17 protein-coding genes are annotated in these 18,964 nt (G+C 46.4%); 8 read left to right on the top strand and 9 right to left on the bottom strand.

What is annotated here, in order from left to right:
• Positions 1-25: 25 nt before the first annotated feature.
• Positions 26-463 (bottom strand): hypothetical protein, encoded by a 438-nt coding sequence (locus UNH61_RS28965; protein WP_326995499.1) that lies wholly within the window; start codon positions 461-463, stop codon positions 26-28.
• A 208-nt stretch (positions 464-671) separates the two neighbouring features.
• Here UNH61_RS28965 and UNH61_RS28960 point away from each other — a divergent pair, with 208 nt between their 5' ends.
• The 8 genes from UNH61_RS28960 to UNH61_RS28925 all read left to right on the top strand — a co-directional run bounded on the left by UNH61_RS28960 (position 672) and on the right by UNH61_RS28925 (position 10,403).
• Positions 672-2,834, top strand: a complete 2,163-nt coding sequence (locus UNH61_RS28960) for a S46 family peptidase (protein WP_326995498.1) — start codon at positions 672-674, stop codon at positions 2,832-2,834.
• A 163-nt stretch (positions 2,835-2,997) separates the two neighbouring features.
• Positions 2,998-4,173, top strand: coding sequence for a porin (locus UNH61_RS28955; RefSeq protein ID WP_326995497.1), 1,176 nt, complete (start codon positions 2,998-3,000; stop codon positions 4,171-4,173).
• An 11-nt stretch (positions 4,174-4,184) separates the two neighbouring features.
• Positions 4,185-5,615 (top strand): anion permease, encoded by a 1,431-nt coding sequence (locus tag UNH61_RS28950; RefSeq protein WP_326995496.1) that lies wholly within the window; start codon positions 4,185-4,187, stop codon positions 5,613-5,615.
• Positions 5,616-5,638: 23 nt separating this feature from the next.
• Positions 5,639-6,307, top strand: coding sequence for a succinate dehydrogenase cytochrome b subunit (locus UNH61_RS28945; protein WP_326995495.1), 669 nt, complete (start codon positions 5,639-5,641; stop codon positions 6,305-6,307).
• A 6-nt stretch (positions 6,308-6,313) separates the two neighbouring features.
• Positions 6,314-8,224, top strand: a complete 1,911-nt coding sequence (locus UNH61_RS28940; RefSeq protein WP_326995494.1) for a fumarate reductase/succinate dehydrogenase flavoprotein subunit — start codon at positions 6,314-6,316, stop codon at positions 8,222-8,224.
• Positions 8,225-8,235: 11 nt separating this feature from the next.
• Entirely contained in the window at positions 8,236-8,982 is a 747-nt protein-coding gene (locus tag UNH61_RS28935; protein ID WP_326995493.1) for a succinate dehydrogenase/fumarate reductase iron-sulfur subunit, read from the top strand.
• 205 nt (positions 8,983-9,187) lie between these two features.
• On the top strand, positions 9,188-9,538 hold the full coding sequence (locus tag UNH61_RS28930; RefSeq protein ID WP_326995492.1) for an IPT/TIG domain-containing protein: 351 nt from the start codon (positions 9,188-9,190) through the stop codon (positions 9,536-9,538).
• A 97-nt stretch (positions 9,539-9,635) separates the two neighbouring features.
• Positions 9,636-10,403 (top strand): helix-turn-helix domain-containing protein, encoded by a 768-nt coding sequence (locus UNH61_RS28925; RefSeq protein ID WP_326995491.1) that lies wholly within the window; start codon positions 9,636-9,638, stop codon positions 10,401-10,403.
• Between the two features lie 108 nt (positions 10,404-10,511).
• Here UNH61_RS28925 and UNH61_RS28920 read toward each other — a convergent pair whose 3' ends face one another.
• The 8 genes from UNH61_RS28920 to UNH61_RS28885 form a co-directional block, all read right to left on the bottom strand.
• Positions 10,512-11,573 carry an META domain-containing protein gene (locus UNH61_RS28920; protein WP_326995490.1) on the bottom strand — a complete coding sequence of 354 codons (1,062 nt, stop codon included), beginning with the start codon at positions 11,571-11,573 and terminating at the stop codon, positions 10,512-10,514.
• Between the two features lie 111 nt (positions 11,574-11,684).
• Positions 11,685-12,587, bottom strand: a complete 903-nt coding sequence (locus tag UNH61_RS28915; protein ID WP_326995488.1) for a hypothetical protein — start codon at positions 12,585-12,587, stop codon at positions 11,685-11,687.
• Between the two features lie 16 nt (positions 12,588-12,603).
• Positions 12,604-13,221, bottom strand: a complete 618-nt coding sequence (locus UNH61_RS28910; RefSeq protein WP_326995487.1) for an alpha-ketoglutarate-dependent dioxygenase AlkB — start codon at positions 13,219-13,221, stop codon at positions 12,604-12,606.
• Positions 13,222-13,262: 41 nt separating this feature from the next.
• A complete protein-coding gene (locus UNH61_RS28905; protein ID WP_326995486.1) occupies positions 13,263-13,907 on the bottom strand; it encodes a DNA-3-methyladenine glycosylase 2 family protein in 645 nt (214 codons plus the stop codon).
• A 50-nt stretch (positions 13,908-13,957) separates the two neighbouring features.
• Entirely contained in the window at positions 13,958-14,953 is a 996-nt protein-coding gene (locus UNH61_RS28900; protein WP_326995485.1) for a M28 family peptidase, read from the bottom strand.
• Positions 14,954-14,973: 20 nt separating this feature from the next.
• Positions 14,974-16,473, bottom strand: coding sequence for a cysteine--tRNA ligase (gene cysS / locus UNH61_RS28895; protein ID WP_326995484.1), 1,500 nt, complete (start codon positions 16,471-16,473; stop codon positions 14,974-14,976).
• A 156-nt stretch (positions 16,474-16,629) separates the two neighbouring features.
• On the bottom strand, positions 16,630-17,772 hold the full coding sequence (locus UNH61_RS28890; protein ID WP_326995483.1) for an endonuclease/exonuclease/phosphatase family protein: 1,143 nt from the start codon (positions 17,770-17,772) through the stop codon (positions 16,630-16,632).
• Between the two features lie 73 nt (positions 17,773-17,845).
• Positions 17,846-18,958, bottom strand: a complete 1,113-nt coding sequence (locus tag UNH61_RS28885) for an endonuclease/exonuclease/phosphatase family protein (RefSeq protein WP_326995482.1) — start codon at positions 18,956-18,958, stop codon at positions 17,846-17,848.
• Between the last annotated feature and the right edge of the window lie 6 nt (positions 18,959-18,964).

Here is an 18,964-nt window from a genome sequence, read left to right as displayed (position 1 = left end):
GGTCCCGAATTTTGAACCTGATCATTTACTCTTTGTTGAAAAGATCTTTGAATTCCTGCTTGAATTCAGTCCACTCTTTGTCTGATTTTTTCATCAGCTGATCAGCCGCGGCCCGGGTGCTGTCCCATTTCCCGGCAGAACTCTTCTTTACGTCTTCCAGTTTACGGTTCATCTGGCTTTTCAATGTCTCCAGTTTTTGTCGTGCTTCCTCACTCTTCGTATCCCCGGCTTTTTTCAACTCCCGGGTTGTCTGATCTATCTCTTTGATCCGCTCCCGGATAGCATCTTCTGCCTGCTGTTTCTGGGCTGTTAAATAATCTTCTGTATTGTTGGCGGCCGATTTAACATCTTCTGCCGCCTGCTGCATGCTATCTTTTATTTCTTTCTTCTTTTCCTGTTGTTCGCGGTTTTCATTACAGGCAAAGAGGATAGCCATACCCACCAGCAAAAATATCTTTTTCATAGTCTGTACAGTTTTTAAGTTAATTGGAAATCCTGGCATAGCATTATAACCGGCCCCCATTTATCAAATCATATTCCAGTTTTTTGGTTCATCCGTCTGTCATATAGAAATATTTCTTACATAATTCAGGCCACTGGTACCTTATAACTACGCCCGGTAACGAAAAAATAGCTAGGTTTGAGATCCTTAAAACAAAACCTGACTTAATATGAGAAAAAAACTACTGGTTTTGCTCTTACTGCTTGGTGTATGTATAAAATGGGCCAAAGCAGATGAGGGCATGTGGTTGCCTTATTTATTGGGGCAACAAACGTACAACGACATGGTGAAAAAAGGACTCAAATTGACCAAAGAACAGTTGTACAGTATCAACAAAGCCTCTCTGAAAGATGCTATCATTATTTTTGGTGGTGGTTGTACGGGAGAAATTGTAAGCAATGAAGGCCTGATATTCACCAATCACCACTGTGGTTACGGCGCCATTGCAGCAGCCAGTTCTGTAGAACATAACTATCTCAAAAACGGATTCTACGCAAAAAATAAACAGGAAGAAATATCTTCTCCTCAACTTTCTGTTCAGTTCCTCGTGAAAGTGGAAGATGTCAGCAAAGAAGTGGAAGAGGCGGTGAAAGGCCTGGACGGCACTGCCCGGGCTCAGAAAGAACAATCTGTTTTTGGTGAAATTATCACCAAAGCCATCGCTAACACTGATTATGAAGCTAAAGTGGTACCTATGTTCAAAGGCAACCAGTATCTGCTGTTTGTTTATGAACGTTTTAAAGATGTACGCCTCGTAGGAGCGCCTCCTGAAAGTGTGGGTAAATTCGGCGGTGATACCGATAACTGGGAATGGCCCCGTCATACCGGCGACTTCTCCATTTTCCGTGTATATACCAGTAAAGATGGTAAGCCCGCACCATATGCGGCCGACAACGTACCGTTAAAACCCAAACACTTCCTGCCGGTATCCATCAAAGGGGTTAAGGAAAACGATTACGCAATGATATTCGGTTACCCCGGTGGTACCAATCGTTATGAAACCTCTTACGGTGTGAAACTGAAAACCAGCATCGAAAATCCTTCTGTGGTAAATCTGCGCGATGCGAGACTGAAAGCCATGTTTGAGCAGATGAAGAAAGATCCTGCTGTAAAACTGCAGTTAGCTTCTTCTTATGCCGGTATCGCCAACTACTGGAAATTCTTCGATGGAGAAACCAAACAGCTGGAAAAACATGGCGTATTGGCAGACAAACAAAAACAGGAAGCTGCATTTGCCAAATGGGCACAGGGAAAACCTGAGTTTGCGAATATTTTGTCGTCTTATGAAGATGCTTACAAAGCATGGACTCCCTATGCTAAACAACGTATATACCTGACTGAAGGTATCCTTGGCTCCCCTGTGGCTGGCTTTGCCGGATCTCTGATGAGTGTGGAAAAAGCACTGACTACTCCGGGTGCTCCCAAAGATGCTGTGAAACAAGCGCTCGATGCTGCGGATAAAGCACGTAAAACATTCCTGGAAGGTGAAAATAAACCAAGCGATCAGAAAATACTGGCGGCTACCTGCCATATGTATTATACCGACATCGCAAAAGACCAGCACCCTATTGGTTTTTACGAAGGCCTCAAATCAAAGTTCGGTTCCCTGGACGATGACAATACCTACCGTCTCTGGGCTACTTCCCTGATGAACAACACCATGATCTTTGATGATGCCAAATGGAAAGCTTTCCTTGCCAACCCCGACGCGGTAACACTGCAGAATGATCCTGTATTTGCCTATTCAGGTGCTTTTGTGAAGAATTATATTGGTAAATATCTGCCTTTATACAACCAGTTCAACAGCAAAATCAATGACCTCGGCCGTGCCTACCTGAAAGGCGTAATGGAGATGAGCCCTAACGGCAACAGGTACCCTGATGCGAACTTTACCATGCGGGTTAGTTATGGTCAGGTAAAACCATATGCACCTCGTGATGCCGTACATTACGATTATGTAACCACCATGAAAGGAGGGATGGAGAAATATGTACCTGGTGATTATGAGTTCGATCTGCCGGCTAATTATCTCGACCTGTATAACAAAAAAGATTTTGGCCAGTATAAAGATGCTAAACGCAATGATATCGTTGTAGGCTTCATTACTACCAACGACATCACCGGTGGAAACTCCGGCTCTCCTGTGATCAATGGAAACGGAGAACTGATCGGCCTGGCGTTCGATGGTAACTACGAAGCCCTCAGCCATAAGATTCAGTTCGACGCTGAGTACAATCGTACTATCTGCGTAGATATACGCTACGTACTGTGGTGCGTTGAAAAACTCGGTGGTGCGAAGAATATTATCAATGAACTGAAACTGGTGAAGTAGCAGGAATTTAAGAACCCGGCATTAATGGCGAAGGCCTGAGTGAATGATAAACAATGATATCATTCACTCAGGCCTTCGCCATTAATGCCGGTTTCCTCCTGAACTTTTTCCCGGCCCGGTGTGTTATCCTCCTGTATTCTCCACCGACTTCTAATAACCGGGTATGCATAAACGATTTCTACTATCCTCCTTATTATTGCTTATCTGTACTTGCGGGTATGCGTTGGAATGGCCGGAGACCGGACTTCCCGGCGATAGTACAGTAAAAGACACGGCGGTTAAGCCACTCAAACAGTTTATAAAAAAAATATCCTTTGGCGGAGTTTTTCAGGCCAGGTACACCATATCGATGGTGAAGGATGTGGATGTAAACGCCACACATCAGCCGAACGCGGACGAAGTGGTGCGCAACAGCTTTAGTATTAAGCGTGCCCGTTTGCAGGCACGGGCACAGGTGAGCGATCGCTTTACTGCTGCAGTGCTGATTAACCTGGCAGAGTTCTCCGGCGATACAAAAGGAAAAGTCCTGGAAAACGCCTTCGTTTCTTATCGCTGGAATGATGCCATTAACTTTACAATAGGCCAGTTCAGGCCTTCATTCGGATTGGAAGATCTGTATCCGGTGGACATTATCCAATCCATGGATTTTTCCAATCAATATTATGCTTTCGGCAGCAACGGATGGCAGAGCTTTCAGATCGGAGTTTCCATGTTTGGTGCATTCAACAAAAACAGCAGCGTGCCCATGAAATACGCCGTTTCCGTGGTTAACGGAAATAACCGTAATCAGATATCCGATAATGATAATGGCAAACTGGGCACTGCCCGCCTGGAGTTTGGGAACATGGAAAAGTTATCGGTAGGATTGAACGGCGGCTTTGGTGCCGTGAAGCGTCACAACGTTTATGCTATGGGGATAGATGTAAGCGCGGTGTTGCCACTGGCTGAAAAATGGGATCTGCAGTTGCAATCAGAATACAAACAGGGTAATAACCATCAATTGTATTATGCGCTGCCGGATAGCATCCGTAAGATCAATCCACTCAATGAATACATTATGGGAGGCATCTATGTGCTTCCCAATCTCCGGTATAAAATCCAATACCATAAGCTTACTTCTATAGAACTTTCCATGAGGTATGAGTATTTCAATGAAAGCAGGCAACACGACGGAGTAGTGCGCAACTCCTATATTCCCATGATAAGCCTGGCATTCCTGAAAGATTACGGAGGCAGGATACAGTTAGGCATGCAGATAGATCAGTATAATAAAGATATCCCCGGAACAAAAACTCATAACAGCAATCTGCTGATAGCCCAGGTGCAATGCAGGTTTTAACAATAACTGATATGAAAGAGATCAAGTACCCTCAACTTTTGATTACACTCGCCATAGGGCTGATCATCTGGTTTATTCCGGCGCCACAGGGAGTGACCCCGGAAGCCTGGCATCTGTTGGCTATTTTCCTGGCTACCATAGTGGGGATTATTATGAAGGCGGCAAGTATGGGTACCATGTCGATGCTGGCGATTACGCTGGTGGCGGTTTCCGGCGTACTGGCACCGGGTAATCCCGGAAAATCGATCACACTGGCCCTGAGCAGCTTCGGAGATAAAGTGATCTGGCTGATAGGGATTTCTTTCTTTATTGCCAGGGGATTTATTAAAACAGGATTGGGGAAACGGATTGCTTATTTGTTCATTCGCGTATTTGGCAGAAGCTCCCTGGGACTGGCTTACGGCCTGGGGCTGGCGGATCTTGTACTGGCGCCGGCAGTGCCCAGCAATACGGCACGCGGAGGCGGGATTATTTACCCTATCATGAAATCAATGGCAATCAATTTCGGCTCCGTACCTGAAGAACCTGCTACCCACAGGAAGCTGGGAGGTTATCTTACGTTGAGCAGTTATAACATGAACCTTATCACTTCTTCCATGTTTTTAACTGGTACAGCCAGCAATCCTATGTGTCAGAAATTTGCGAAGAATATAGGAATAGAGATCACCTGGATGTCGTGGTTTGTGGCAGCAATTCTTCCAGCCTTGCTCTCTGTGATAGTGGTGCCGTGGGTATTATATAAAATATATCCGCCCGAATTGAAATCCACCGGCGATGCGCCGGCTATGGCAGCAGAGAAGCTGAAGGAAATGGGGCCGGTACAAAAAAATGAATGGCTGATGCTGCTTGCATTTGTAATCCTGTTATTCCTGTGGATTACGGGAGATATGTTTGGGATTGATGCCACTACCACTGCGCTGATAGGCCTGGTATTCCTGCTGTTGTCGCAGGTGCTTACCTGGGAAGATGTAAAGTCGGAGAAGGGCGCCTGGGATACGATCGTTTGGTTTTCTGCACTGGTAATGATGGCCAGCTTCCTGAATTCGCTCGGATTTATTCCCTGGTTCAGTGAGCAGATCCGGCGGCAGGTAGGGGACATGACCTGGACGGTGGCGTTCCCCATTATTGTGCTGGTGTATTTCTACAGCCATTACATTTTCGCAAGTGCCACTGCTCATGTGGCTGCGATGTATTCCGCATTCCTCGGTGTTGGAGTATCTGTAGGGATCCCCGGTACATTGCTGGCATTGGTACTTGGTTTCTGCGGAGGGATATTTGGTACGCTCACGCATTATGGGCATGGCCCGGCGCCGGTATTCTTCGGCAGTACTTATGTAGAACTGAAAGACTGGTGGAAAAACGGGTTCATTTTAAGTATAGTGCTGATCGTTATCTGGATGGGAATTGGCGGCGGCTGGTGGAAAGTATTAGGTATCTGGTAAATAATCGTGCTAAAAAAACTTTTATGGGTCGATGGAAACAACAAACACTGTCGAGAAAGAATTGGATGGCATTAACAGGACTGTTTCTTTGCCTGTTCCTCGTCATACATTTACTAGGAAACCTGCAGCTGTTTTTGCCGGAAGAACGTGCCCACCGGCAGTTTAACCTGTATTCGCATATCCTGTCGGAGAACATCATCATCATGGTCATCTCCTATATACTCTACGCCAGCATTATTGCTCATGTCGTATATGCAGTAATCATTACAATCACGAATAACAAGGCTGGGAAAGTACGGTATCGTTACGATAAACGAGGGGCTGTTAGTAAGTGGTACAGCCGGAATATGGGCTTGTTAGGTACTGTTATCCTGATTTTCCTGGTGATTCATCTGCGTGACTTCTGGTACGTTTATAAGTTCGGGAAAGTGCCTCTCGACGCCGACGGGCACAAGGATCTGTATGTATTGGTAGTAAGTGCATACAGTGAGCTCTGGTATGTGCTGCTATACATATTGTGCATGGTGGCACTCTGTTACCATTTGTTGCATGGATTTTTTAGTGCAGCCAGAACACTGGGGCTTTATCATCCCCGCTACGCAAAATGGATAAGGATTTTCGGTTGGGTATTTAGCATTGTTATTTGTACAGGATTTGCTGCAATGCCGGTTTATGTTCATTTCTTAAAATAGTTGCTTATGCTGGATGCTAAGATACCGGAAGGGCCGCTGGAAGACAAGTGGAGCTATTATAAGTCACATGCAAAGCTGGTGAACCCGGCCAACAGGAAGAAATTACAGATCATTGTAGTAGGTACCGGGCTGGCAGGAAGTGCTGTAGCCGCTTCGCTGGGGGAGATGGGGTACAGCGTGAAGAGTTTTTGTTTCCAGGACTCTCCCCGGCGTGCCCATTCTGTGGCGGCACAGGGTGGCGTGAATGCCTGTAAGAATTATAAGAATGATGGCGACAGTGTTTTTCGCATGTTCTATGATACCATCAAAGGAGGTGATTTCCGTTCACGGGAAGCGAATGTATACCGGCTGGCAGAATGCAGCGCGAGCCTGATAGATCAGGCGGTGGCGCAGGGTGTTCCGTTTGGCCGCGAATACGGAGGATATCTGAATAACCGTTCCTTTGGCGGTGTACAGGTTTCACGCACATTTTATGCAAGAGGACAAACCGGGCAGCAGCTGTTACTGGGAGCTTATCAGGCGTTAATGCGTCAGGTGGCTGCTGGTACTGTACAATTATTCGCGCGGCATGAAATGCTCGACCTGGTGGTGTCAGAAGGAAAAGCAAGAGGGATCATTGTCAGGAATATGGATACCGGCGAACTGGAACGGCATGGTGCGCACGCTGTAGTGCTGGCTACCGGCGGGTTCGGGAAAATATACTACCTGTCTACATTAGCCATGGGGTGTAATGGATCTGCTATCTGGAGAGCCCATAAACGTGGTGCCTTCATTGCCAATCCCAGCTGGACGCAGATTCATCCTACAAGTCTGCCACAGTCGGGCGAGTACCAGTCGAAATTAACCCTGATGTCGGAATCGTTACGTAACGATGGACGAATCTGGGTGCCGAAGAATAAAGATGAACAGCGGGATCCTAACCAGATACCGGAAGAAGAAAGGGATTATTACCTGGAGCGCCGGTATCCTGCATTCGGGAACCTGTCGCCGCGCGATATTGCATCGCGGGCGGCTAAGGAACGGATTGATGTCGGCTTTGGTGTGGGGCCATTAAAAAATGCGGTGTACCTCGATTTTTCAAAGGCAATTGCAGATCAGGGAGAGGGTGCTATCGCAAAGAAATACGGTAATCTTTTCCGGATGTATGAGAAGATTACGGGCGTTAATGCTTACAAAGAACCCATGAAAATATCGCCGGCAGCACATTTTTCCATGGGCGGGTTATGGGTCGACTATGGCCTGATGACTACCATACCAGGATTATTCGCCCTGGGAGAGGCCAATTTTGCCGATCACGGCGCCAATCGCCTCGGTGCTAATTCCCTGTTACAAGCCTGTGTGGATGGTTATTTTATCGCACCCGGTACGATGGCAAACTACCTGGCAGATGAGATCAGATCTGGTCCGGTGGATGTGCGGGACGCAGCTTTTGCTTCGGCGGAGGAACATGTACATCAGCAGTTGCAGCGGTTGATGGGAATTCAGGGAAACCTGAGTGCAGACCACTTCCATAAAACATTGGGAAAGATCCTCTACGATAAGTGTGGACTCAGTCGCTCTAAAGAAGGATTGGAAACAGCCATTCAGGAAATTGTTTCATTACGTGAGGAATTCTGGCAGCGGCTCTACATACCTGGTGGTTACGGCATCAACAGCGAGCTTGAAAAAGCCGGCAGGGTGGCTGATTACCTGGAGCTGGGAGAATTGATGTGCTATGATGCACTTACCCGTAACGAATCCTGCGGCGCGCACTTCCGTGTGGAATACCAGACACCGGATGGAGAAGCATTGCGTAATGATAAAGACTATGCTTTTATATCTGCCTGGGAATGGAAAGGCGAAACACAGGAACCGGTTTTACACAAAGAAGTGCTTCAGTTTGAATATGTGACACCGAGTGTCAGAAGTTATAAATAAAACTAACGGTTATGCACATACGCTTAAAAATATGGAGGCAGGAGAATATGTCTGATCCGGGTAGGATGGAGCAATATGTATTGAAAGATGTAAATCCGCATATGTCGTTCCTGGAGATGTTGGATACGCTGAACGAGCAGCTGCTGAATGAAGGCAAACGCCCGGTGGAGTTTGACCACGACTGCCGCGAAGGGATCTGCGGGCAATGTGGCGTGATGATCAATGGCCGGGCACATGGGCCATTGAAAAATACCACCACATGTCAGTTGCATATGCGAACGTTTAGCGACAATGAGGAGATTGTTGTGGAGCCATTCAGAGCTACGGCTTTTCCTGTGAAATGTGATCTGAAAGTAGATCGTTCTGCCTTCGACCGGATCATTCAGTCTGGCGGCTATATTGCGGTGAATACCGGCCAGGCGCCGGAGGCAAATAGTATCCCTGTTGGATCGCCGGAAGCGGAAGCCGCTTTTGATGCCGCATCCTGTATCGGATGTGGCGCCTGTGTGGCGGTATGTAAGAATTCGAGTGCGGCGTTATTTACCAGCGCAAAGATCTCACACCTCGTGCAAATCCCGCAGGGAAAGATAGAAGCCCGTACCAGAGTGATGCATATGGTAGATCAGATGGACAAAGAAGGATTCGGACATTGCAGCAATACAGAAGCCTGTGAGGCGGAGTGCCCGCAACAAATTTCCGTACTGCATATTGCCCGTATGAACTATGAATATAATAAAGCGTTGCTGCTGAAAAAATAATGTGGCAGCATTCATATATCCGTTTGCGTAGTACAAATATTTTTTGACACAACTTTCTTTTTTTTGGAAGAATGGTTGTAACTTTGCAGCCGTTTGTATACCGAATATATGCTATTGCTGATAGGAGTTGCAATAGCGATAGCGTTAACCCCGGTAATTTGTTAATCATAAAGGGCTTGTTACCCTCCCCAAAAGAAAAATCAAAATGAAACAGTTTAAAATGTTTGTGCTATCCCAGGTATTGTTCATGACAATGATGATGGGCTGTGCACCGGATGCAAAAGAATCATCCAATGAAATGACCGTCGTACAAGGCCATGCAGGTAATTTCCTGGTTATCAAAGGCCACGGCTTCAGTGAAAACAAAACACAAAATAAAGTAACCTTCGGCGATGTGCCGGCGCAGGTGTTGCGCGCAGATTCCAGGTCGTTGCTGGTACAGGTTCCGGCTCAGCTGCAGAAAACGGCTACCGTAACTGTGGTAGTGGCTGTTGGAGATAATTCATCCAACGCTATGTTGTTTGCTTATAATCCGAATCTGATAGCGGTGAAATAATCTTTAGTGTAACGACAATGGCAGCAGGCACAGGCAGATTTTTATCTGTCTGTATCTGCATGCCATTTCGTAATTTGTGGCAACTAATAACAGGCAGATGTATAAGACATTCCGACCACATCCGCTGCTGGCGGCCTATGTAGATGCCTACTGGATTTCGGAAGCTACAGGATCAGAACAAGTACGCATCCTGCCCGATACCTGTGCGGATATTATTTTTAATATAGGTGAAGATACCATAGTGATGGATGGGCTGGAAGAAAATCTGGCTCCCGGGGCTGCTTTTGTAGTAGGTACGATGACTACCTTCCGGGATGTTGTTGCTGCGCCCGGTACTATTATGTTAGGAATCCGTTTTAAACCGGGAGGATTGCATGCGTTTACCCGCGTGCCGATGCAACAGCTTACCGATCAGCATTTGATGCTCCCGGCGATGGAGGCTACATGGCAGCAACAGCTGGCATTTTTGCCGGAGAGTAATACAACGCTGCCTGAAAAGATCAGCAAAATAGAGCATTTTTTGTTGGAGCGGCTACCGGCAACAGGTGCAGTGGCGGGGAGCATACAGCAGGGATTATCATTAATCACCCGGCAGAAAGGAAATATAGCTGTTGCCACGCTTGGCGAACAAACATATATGAGCCAACGTAGTTTTGAGCGCCATTTCCTGCAGGCAGTTGGAATATCTCCTAAAACATTTGCATGTATAATACGGTTTATCAATATCCGCAGGCAGCTGAAAGCCGGAGTAGGAGAGCGGTTCCTGTCGCTGGCACTGGGCAACGGATACTATGATCACGCACATCTTACACGCGAATTCCGTGAGTTTTCAGGCGAAAGCCCCAGTAGTTACCAACAGCGTTAATACCCCGGTAATAACACAATAATGCAACGATAACAACGCTTTAAAATATTGTGGCGACCGGAGATCAGATGATCCTGCGGTCGCTACAATTATATTCAGAGGAATTATTTATTGTTTATTCTGCATACCAAACATCACTACTATTTTCCCATCTTTATAAAGGTTCAGCGTCTGATCTGCCACATCATAGCGGTAGGTATTTTCGCTGAGCAGTTTCAGGAAAGTATTTTCGCGACGCATTACATCTGCATCCACGCAGGCCATACGCGTACTGATGGCTGGACCGAATTTGATATCTTCCTTAGCCGTACTGTAGCTGCCTGAAATACTGTTACAACCGCCTTTACCATGGAAGCGTTGTTTATCGGTGTCAAATTCCACCCAAATGCCGCCATTGGTCAGTGTTTCATCGTTCAGTTTAATGACATTCCATTTTTTGCTGGCAATGAATGCCCATAATTTCTGATCTATTGTATTGGCATTTGCTTCATCACTGTTTTCCTGCAGTTCGAATTGCATGACGGTTTTCCCTTTATCACTAAGGCTTACAGTATTACCGGAAACGCTGTATTTAAGTGTTTTGTCGCCGATGTGTTCGAGGAAAGCGCCTTCCTGTTTCATCACATCTTCTGCACAAGCCATCAGCGTACCTGCCGGCCTGGAAAAAGTGATATTGCTGCCGCTAATTGTATACCCTCCAGTCATAGCGTTACAGCCACTTTTGCCATGCACGCGTTTCTGAGCAGCATCAAATGCTATCCAGATACGACCACCAGGGATAGCAGCACCATCCATTTTTGTCAGTACCCATTTCTTGCCCTCAATGGCGGCAAAGTTGCTGCTGTTGCTGATCTTCTTCTTTTCCAGCACTCTGGCTAAAGTATATTTCATGGAAGATCCATCAGCTGGAGGGTTTTTAATGGTGGTGACCCTTACTCTCAGCTTATAACGGTATCCCGGAGTGTATTTAAATCCTTTGATATCGGTGTATAAATTAGACCATTCTTTGTCATTTACTCCTTTTACCTGCAAGCACTCCATCGGCGCAACTCCAGTGCAGGGCTCCTTAGATTCCTTCACATATATAACCTGTGTTTTGGCGGTTTGAGGTTTGCTTTGTACAGGTGATAAGAAAGTGGTGGCCAGGGAAATTGCTAATTCAAATAACATAAAATATAGATTTTAATAGTTAACAACAAAAGCAGCCAAACGGTTTTACTTTTTGTTAGAATTCGCAGTGTTTTGCAAAAACGCTGCCATACCCGTTTTATAAAATGTTAATTAATTAGCATGGCCATGGGTGGCTGTTTGAGACGATTTCTCCAAACGTTTGATGATAGATTCATAGTAAGCCAGCTTGTCTTTGCCGGGTAAGCTGATCACCGTAACGTCATTTGCGATCAGTAAATCCAATTTGAATCTGGAGGCAGTTACATATTCCTCCGGAATGTAATAGAATATCTTGTTGGGAACAGGAACATTTTTATGATGGAATTTCTGCCGGGCTCTGTAAGTCAGCAACCACCAGAGGTCTGTTTCCACGAAATCGAGCGACAAGCCGAAGATGTGGATATCGTTCGTGAAGAAGAGATCGATCCAGGAATGAAAATAAACTTCCCTGGAATGTATACGTCTCAGCAACGAAGGTTTAGGTACTTCCCGGGAGGTATATACCGTACCGCTGACCACATAGTTACGCATCAGCTGTAACTGGCCGCCATAGTGCTCAAACCCAAGGTTGATACTCATCGGGTTCAGGCAATCGCCATGTACATGCCAATAACGAATGTTGTCTACTTCATAGCACCGGAAAATACTATAGAATTTTTCTTTGATAATACTGGTATTCTCCAGCGGAATACGGCCTTCCAGCGTGAATTCGTAGTTAGTGGTCAGAATATGTGCGGGCGCCAGTTCCCGGATCGCCTGATGCAGCTGATTGGCTTTGATCTCCGCCACTTTTATTGCTATAAAGGACTTGAGGTCTTTTTCCCTGATCCGGTTATGTTTGGCTGCCGTCAGAAAAATTTCTTCATACAATAATGGAAAAGGTTTTTTATCATCCAGTTCCACAAACTCTCCTGCATGACAGAAGTTGATAATGTCCTGCAGCAGGTCTTTCCAGCTCTGACCACTGGAAATATTATTAATGTCATTTCCGATCAACAAAACAAGGTTTTTCATAGTAAATGCATTCTTTTTAAGGGTGGATAAGTCGGAAAGTAAGGTTGATCCGTTTGTCTGCTATTTTTGTTGTTTTAGGAACCTGGTGTTCCCAGTATTCCTGTAATTTTCCTTTCATTATCAGCAGCGAGCCGTGTTGCAACGCGAGTTCGTACTTCAGTTGGTGATCTGTTTTGTAGCGCAGCATGAAACGCCTCGTGGCGCCGAAATTTACAGATGCAATCACTGGTTGATTGCCCAGCTCCGGTTCATCATCTGCATGCCATCCCATAGAATCACTGCCGCTGCGGTACAGATTCAATAAAACGCTGTTGAAAACGCTGCCGCTTATGGGAGAAATACGATCCCGGATTTCCTGTAACTCCTTCGTCCATGTAGTTGGACTGAAGATGTTTCCCGAAAAGCTGTAGGCCGCGGAACGATCGCCATGCCAGGCCATCAAACGGGGAAACAGTACTTCCTTGCCGTACATCTTCATTGATTCCTGTTTCCAGGCAATGGTATCCGTTAATACCTGCAGAAAATAATCGCTCTCTTGTAATGTAAAGAACCGGGGATAGTAAGCCAGCTCTCCATTCAGCAATGAAATCTCTGTGGCATTCTGATCATCAAAAAGGTTTCCCTGCGCATTCATGTTACAAATTTAGTAAACAGGTACGCATTGTATATGTGCTGTCAGGATTGATCTGGCGTATTATCTTTCCAGGACCATAAATACCGGCAGGCATGTGTCCGGTAAGGCGCCCATTTGTCGGAGATCGTTTTCAGTTTTTCCCGGAATTGTTTTTTGTCGCTGCGGTCCAGTTTGTAAAGTTTGACCATTGCCTGTTGCAGGCCCCAGTCGTCCATCGCAAATACATCTTCCCTGCCCAGGTAAAACATCAGCAACATTTCTACTGTCCACCTGCCAACTCCTTTGATCTGGGTGAGATAGGCGATCACTTCTTCATTATCCATCTTCTTCAGCCGGCTGTCCGTCAGCTTTTCAGCGATAACAAAGGTAGCTACATTGTGTACATAGGTTACTTTGGCGTTAGACAGGCCGATGTTTCTCAGTGTGGTAGTCGGCGTGTCGAGTATTTGCCGGGGAGTAGGTTCTTTACCGCCATAAAGCTCCAGGAACCGACCATAGATGACGTCTGCCACTTTGGTCGATAGCTGCTGGCTCATGATAGAGCCGATCAGTTTGAGGGCAATATTTTTTCGTATGCCCAGCTCCGTTAGCGGGCCGTCAATTATTTTCTGAAGCTTTCTGTCCTTGCTGAGATGAGTCACGTAATGAACCGGAACAAGCTCCGGAACTGCTTTGGATGTTGCCATAAACTTCTTTTTCAATGATCATCAAATCACCTCTCCGGAGCACTGATCAGTTAGTAATTGAATGGCTGTGCATAAACTACCTGCAGCAGGGTTTGGCCCACCGCCTGCAACGTTTTCTTGTCTATCACATCCATATTGTCGTTAGTGGTGTGCCAATGCGGAGCAAAGTTGTTATTCGCCTGTAAGGCAATGATATCAAATGTTGGAATGTTGGCGATGGTATTTACAGCGATATGATCGTCGGTGATAAATGCACCGTTATTTTCATAACGGAACTGATCGGAATAGCCGAGTTTATTGGCGGCATCCCAGAACATCTTCATCGGGCCGGCGGCATATTGTTTGGAAGAACCTTCCATGAAAAACTGTGACCCGCGGCCTCCCACCATGTCCAGCAATATGCCGTAATTGGCTTTATAGCCCGGAATATGCGGGTTTTTTGCCCAATACTGGGTACCCAGGCAAAACGAGTTTTCATCGCTTTTTGCACCGTAATCCTCTACATCAACCAGCAATATATCCACGCCTGCTTCCGGTTTTTGTTTCCGGAACTGTCTTGCTGCTTCCATCAGCACAGCTACTCCGCTGGCACCATCATCGGCCCCATCAAGTTTTTTGGTTTTATCGAAAGCATCTTCATCTGCCCATGGACGGGTATCCCAATGTGCCAGCAACAATATACGCTGTTTCGCTGCCGGGTTAAAGCTGGCAATGATATTAATACAGGGTAGTTTCTCTTTCTTAGGCCCGGTAACAACAGTGCGCTGCACATAAACAGTATCTGCCCAACTGCGGAAATTGCTGATCAGCCAACCGGCGCATTTTTCCTGTGCCGGCGTATTGGGTATTCTTGGGCCGAAGCTTACCTGCTTGGCAGTGTACGCGTAGGCCGAGTCAACCTGAAAAGCAGGTACCGGCGCTTCAATCCTCGCCACTTTACCTGCACCGGTGCTGTCATTAGAATTATCTGTTGTTGTGGTTCCATTTGGCTGACAGGCGCCGACTGTAAGGGCCAGCGCTGTCAACGCAATAAGAGCTTTACGCATTATATCCGGAGTATTATTGGTTATTGTAACGTATAAGATACGGAACCGTCTTTCTCGTCTTTCAGCTGAATACCAACTGAGAGCAATTCATTACGGATCCTGTCGGAAGTGGCATAATCCTTCCGGCTTTTGGCTTCCCGCCGCATTTCAATCAGCATCTTCAATACACCGTCCAGTTTATTGTCTTCCCCGCTGATGGCCTCCTGTTGTACTCCCAGGATGTCTATCAGGTAAGTTTTCCACGTATATTGCAGCAGTCTGAAGGTATCTTCACTGATCTCATGAATCTTTATCTGCCCGCCTTTCAGGGAGTTGATCACCGGTGTCAGCTCAAACAGATTCGCCAGCACTTTAGCGGTGTTGAAGTCGTCGTTCATGAACTCCGGGCATTCCCGGCACCACTCCTGCACTTTTTTGTCCAGTTCTTCATTAACCGGTTGTCCGTTTGCAGGGGTGTATGTCAGTTTTTGCAATGTTTCATAAGCGGCCCACATACGCTGTAATCCTTTTTCTGCAGCCTGTAAGGCTTCATTAGAGAAATCCAGTGTACTGCGGTAATGGGTCTGCAATACGAAGAAGCGGATGGTCATGGGACTGTATGGCTTCTCCAGTTGCGGATTATCGCCGGTGAACATCTCTGTCAGCTTAATGGTGTTACCATATGCTTTGCCCATTTTGCGCCCGTTGATGGTAATCATATTGTTATGCATCCAGTAACGGGCCATCATATCACCGTGGGCAATCTCACTTTGCGCGATCTCACATTCGTGATGTGGAAACTGCAAATCCATTCCGCCTCCATGTATGTCGAACTGGGAGCCGAGATATTTTGCACTCATCGCAGAGCATTCAATATGCCAGCCCGGGAAACCTTCTCCCCATGGGCTTGGCCAACGCATGATATGTTCCGGCGGCGCCTTCTTCCAAAGTGCGAAATCCGCTTTATTATGTTTTTCATCCTGCCCTTCGAGCTCTCTCGTTGTTTCCAGCATATCTTCCAGTACCCTGCCACTGAGTATACCGTAATTATAGCCGGCGGCATATTTCTTTACATCAAAATACACACTGCCGTCTACTTCATATGCGTAACCTTTTTCTATGATCGTTTTGATCATCTCTATCTGCTCAATGATGTGCCCCGTAGCGGTGGGCTCAATGCTGGGCTCCAGGTTGTTGAACTGCAGCATGGCCCAGTGATACAGATTGGTGTATTTCTGCACCAGCTCCATGGGCTCCAGCTTTTCCAGTATGGCAAACTTGGAGATCTTGTCTTCCGCTGCGCGGCCTTCTTCTTCAAAATGCCCCGCGTCGGTGATATTCCGCACATAACGCACCTTGTAACCAAGGAATTGCAGGTAACGGTATACTACATCGAAAGTAATATAAGGACGGGCGTGCCCGAGATGTGATTCTCCTGAAACGGTAGGGCCGCATACATACATGCCTACGTGCCCGGGATGTAATGGGTTAAATACTTCTTTCTGACGGTGTAATGAATTATATATCCTGAGTTCTGACATATGTTGTAATGACAGATGCCATATCCGGTACGGCCGGTGCTGACATCTTATTTTTTATTGATGGATGGCAAAGATAAATATTGTTTTCCTGGGAACGACAGGGAACAACATCGGTCAGCACTAAAAATATTAAACATTTTCATAATGGTTTTACAGTTATTTGTTTACTTCCACTTCCGGTTTCCCACTTCCGATCAGGCTGAGATTAGCAATGACGGGGTAGTGGTCAGACAGGTCTGAAATGATTTTCCGGAAGCTGTTTACCTTGAAATGATTGCTCACGAAAATATAATCTATCCGCAAGGTAGGCGCCAGCCCCGTAAATGTACGCCCAATTCCCCAACCTTTCTGCAGAAATGCATCCTGCAGCTCACCCTTTATAGTGAAATAGGTGTAAGATGCAGGCGTATCATTGAAGTCGCCGCAAACGATCACGGGATAAGGACTCTGCCGGATGAAATTTCCTACAATATCGGCTTGCTGACTGCGACGGATATACGCCTCTCGCATTTTCTGCACAATACTTTTAGTGGCTTTGAGCCCGGTATCTTCCTGGCTCTTGATCTTCTGAATGTCGGAGTAGTCTTTTTCATTGAACCGGTACGATTCCAGGTGCATATTGATGATCCGCAGGGTATCATCTCCTTTTACAATATCCGCGTAAATAAGACTTTCGCTCCGGGGACCCATACTCATTTTTACTTTGTCTGATGCAATAATCGGGAATCGGGAATAAATGATGGAACCCCAGTGCTGCATACCATTCCGGTTAAAATCGCTGGAAAAATAGCGATATGGAAGTGCCATTTCACGGGAGATATCTTCCCGGTTATTGAAATCGTTTTTTCTTTCTGAAGTATAGAAATCCTGAAAGCAGGCAATGTCCAGCTCCTGTTTTTTTATCATGGCAAACATAGCCTGCCGGTTATACTTACTGTCTTTTTCCCGGTAAAGTCCGAACTGGCTTACGTTGTAGCTCATAATAGTAAGACTGGTAGCCGCCGGTGCGGATTTATTGGCGGAGGGAAGATGAAAAGCCACAAATGCACTGATGGATTTCCATCCGAGTAGCAGGGCTATCAGTGATAACAGGGCATAACGGTAATTGAAGAACAGCCACCCGATCAGGAATATTACCAGTATACCCAGGAGGAAAGGGAATGCCAGGGTGATAAAACTGATGGGCCAAAACCACGCCGGTGAGATATAGGGCGCCATGCAGGCGGCCAGGAAAAGTAATACCACGGCGAAGTTGATGATCAGAAAAAATCCTTTCGTAAATAGTCTTAAAAATCGCACCGCGTCCTACTTTGTTGAAGTACTAAAGTTAATGTTTTTCATTGAGGGAGCATTTCTTAACTGCTATCGCGGCTCAGTTCCCCGGTTTTCGGGTATTGCCTGACGATTTCAGTGACAGGCAGGCAACAACAGGAAAATGCTCTGAAGAAGCGGGGTGTGGCACCTTGCCGCCATGGATATCGAAGGTAGCCTGGCACAGGATGTAGTCAATGCGCAGGGTAGGAGAAAGAAACGAAAGGGTGCGACCCAGGCCGCTGCCGGTTTCAAGAAAAATATCCTGCATATTTTTGCTGACCGTACGGTAGGTAAAAGATGTGGGCGTATCGTTAAGATCTCCGCAAACAACAACAGGGAAGGGGCTTTGCGCAATGAGTGCCGCTAATTGCTGCGCCTGCGAAGATCTTTGCTCAAATGTACTCCGCATTTTGTTGATCAGGCCTCCGCTGAACGGCGTTTTCAGGTTATTGTAATCCTGGTCATTGAACATGTAGGAAGTAAGCTGCACGGCGAATACCCTGATGGTATCGCCCTTTATCAGCAGATCGGCCTGCAGAAAGCTGCTGCCGCTGCCCGCCAGGCTTTGGCCACAGGGAATTGCCTGTGCACCAATCACCGGAAATCTCGAGAACAGCGCAATGCCATAATTCCAGGTATCCCAATGAATTTTGTCACGGGTGAAATAATGAGCTGTATAATGCCCTGCCTGTATGATGCGTTGAATATGCTGCTCCTTATCAGGTGCATCATTCGAATAAAATTCCTCCAGGCAAAGGATATCCGGACTGCTGGCGTTGATCTCGGCATAAATAGCCGCTTCTTTTTCCTTATCTGTCCTATACTTTACAAGTCCCATGCTGCTGGTGTTATAGGTCATCACGGTAAACTGCCTGTCATTTGCTGTTCTGATGTTGTTTTTCCGGAAGATGTGTACGCCCCAGGTACTCAATGCGGCGGGCAAACAAACAATGACCGCGGCCGTGCAGTACCACAACAGCTTTTTGTGCCGGTAACGAAGCAGCAATGGCAGCAACAACAAACAAACGGGGAAGAGTATGGGGAAAAAGAGGCCTGCAAACCCCGCTATCCACCATTTGCCGGGATTCAGTACCGGCAGCCATGCACTCATCAGCAATGCTGCGATCAACAAACAACTGAGCCAGGTTAGTATCTTTCGGAAAATTCGCATCGGCAT

Origin of the sequence: Chitinophaga sp. 180180018-3, from assembly GCF_037893185.1 — a bacterium.
Classification (GTDB): domain Bacteria; phylum Bacteroidota; class Bacteroidia; order Chitinophagales; family Chitinophagaceae; genus Chitinophaga.
Note: the sequence above shows the minus strand (reverse complement) of the source record. Positions and strands in the feature narration are given on the sequence as shown.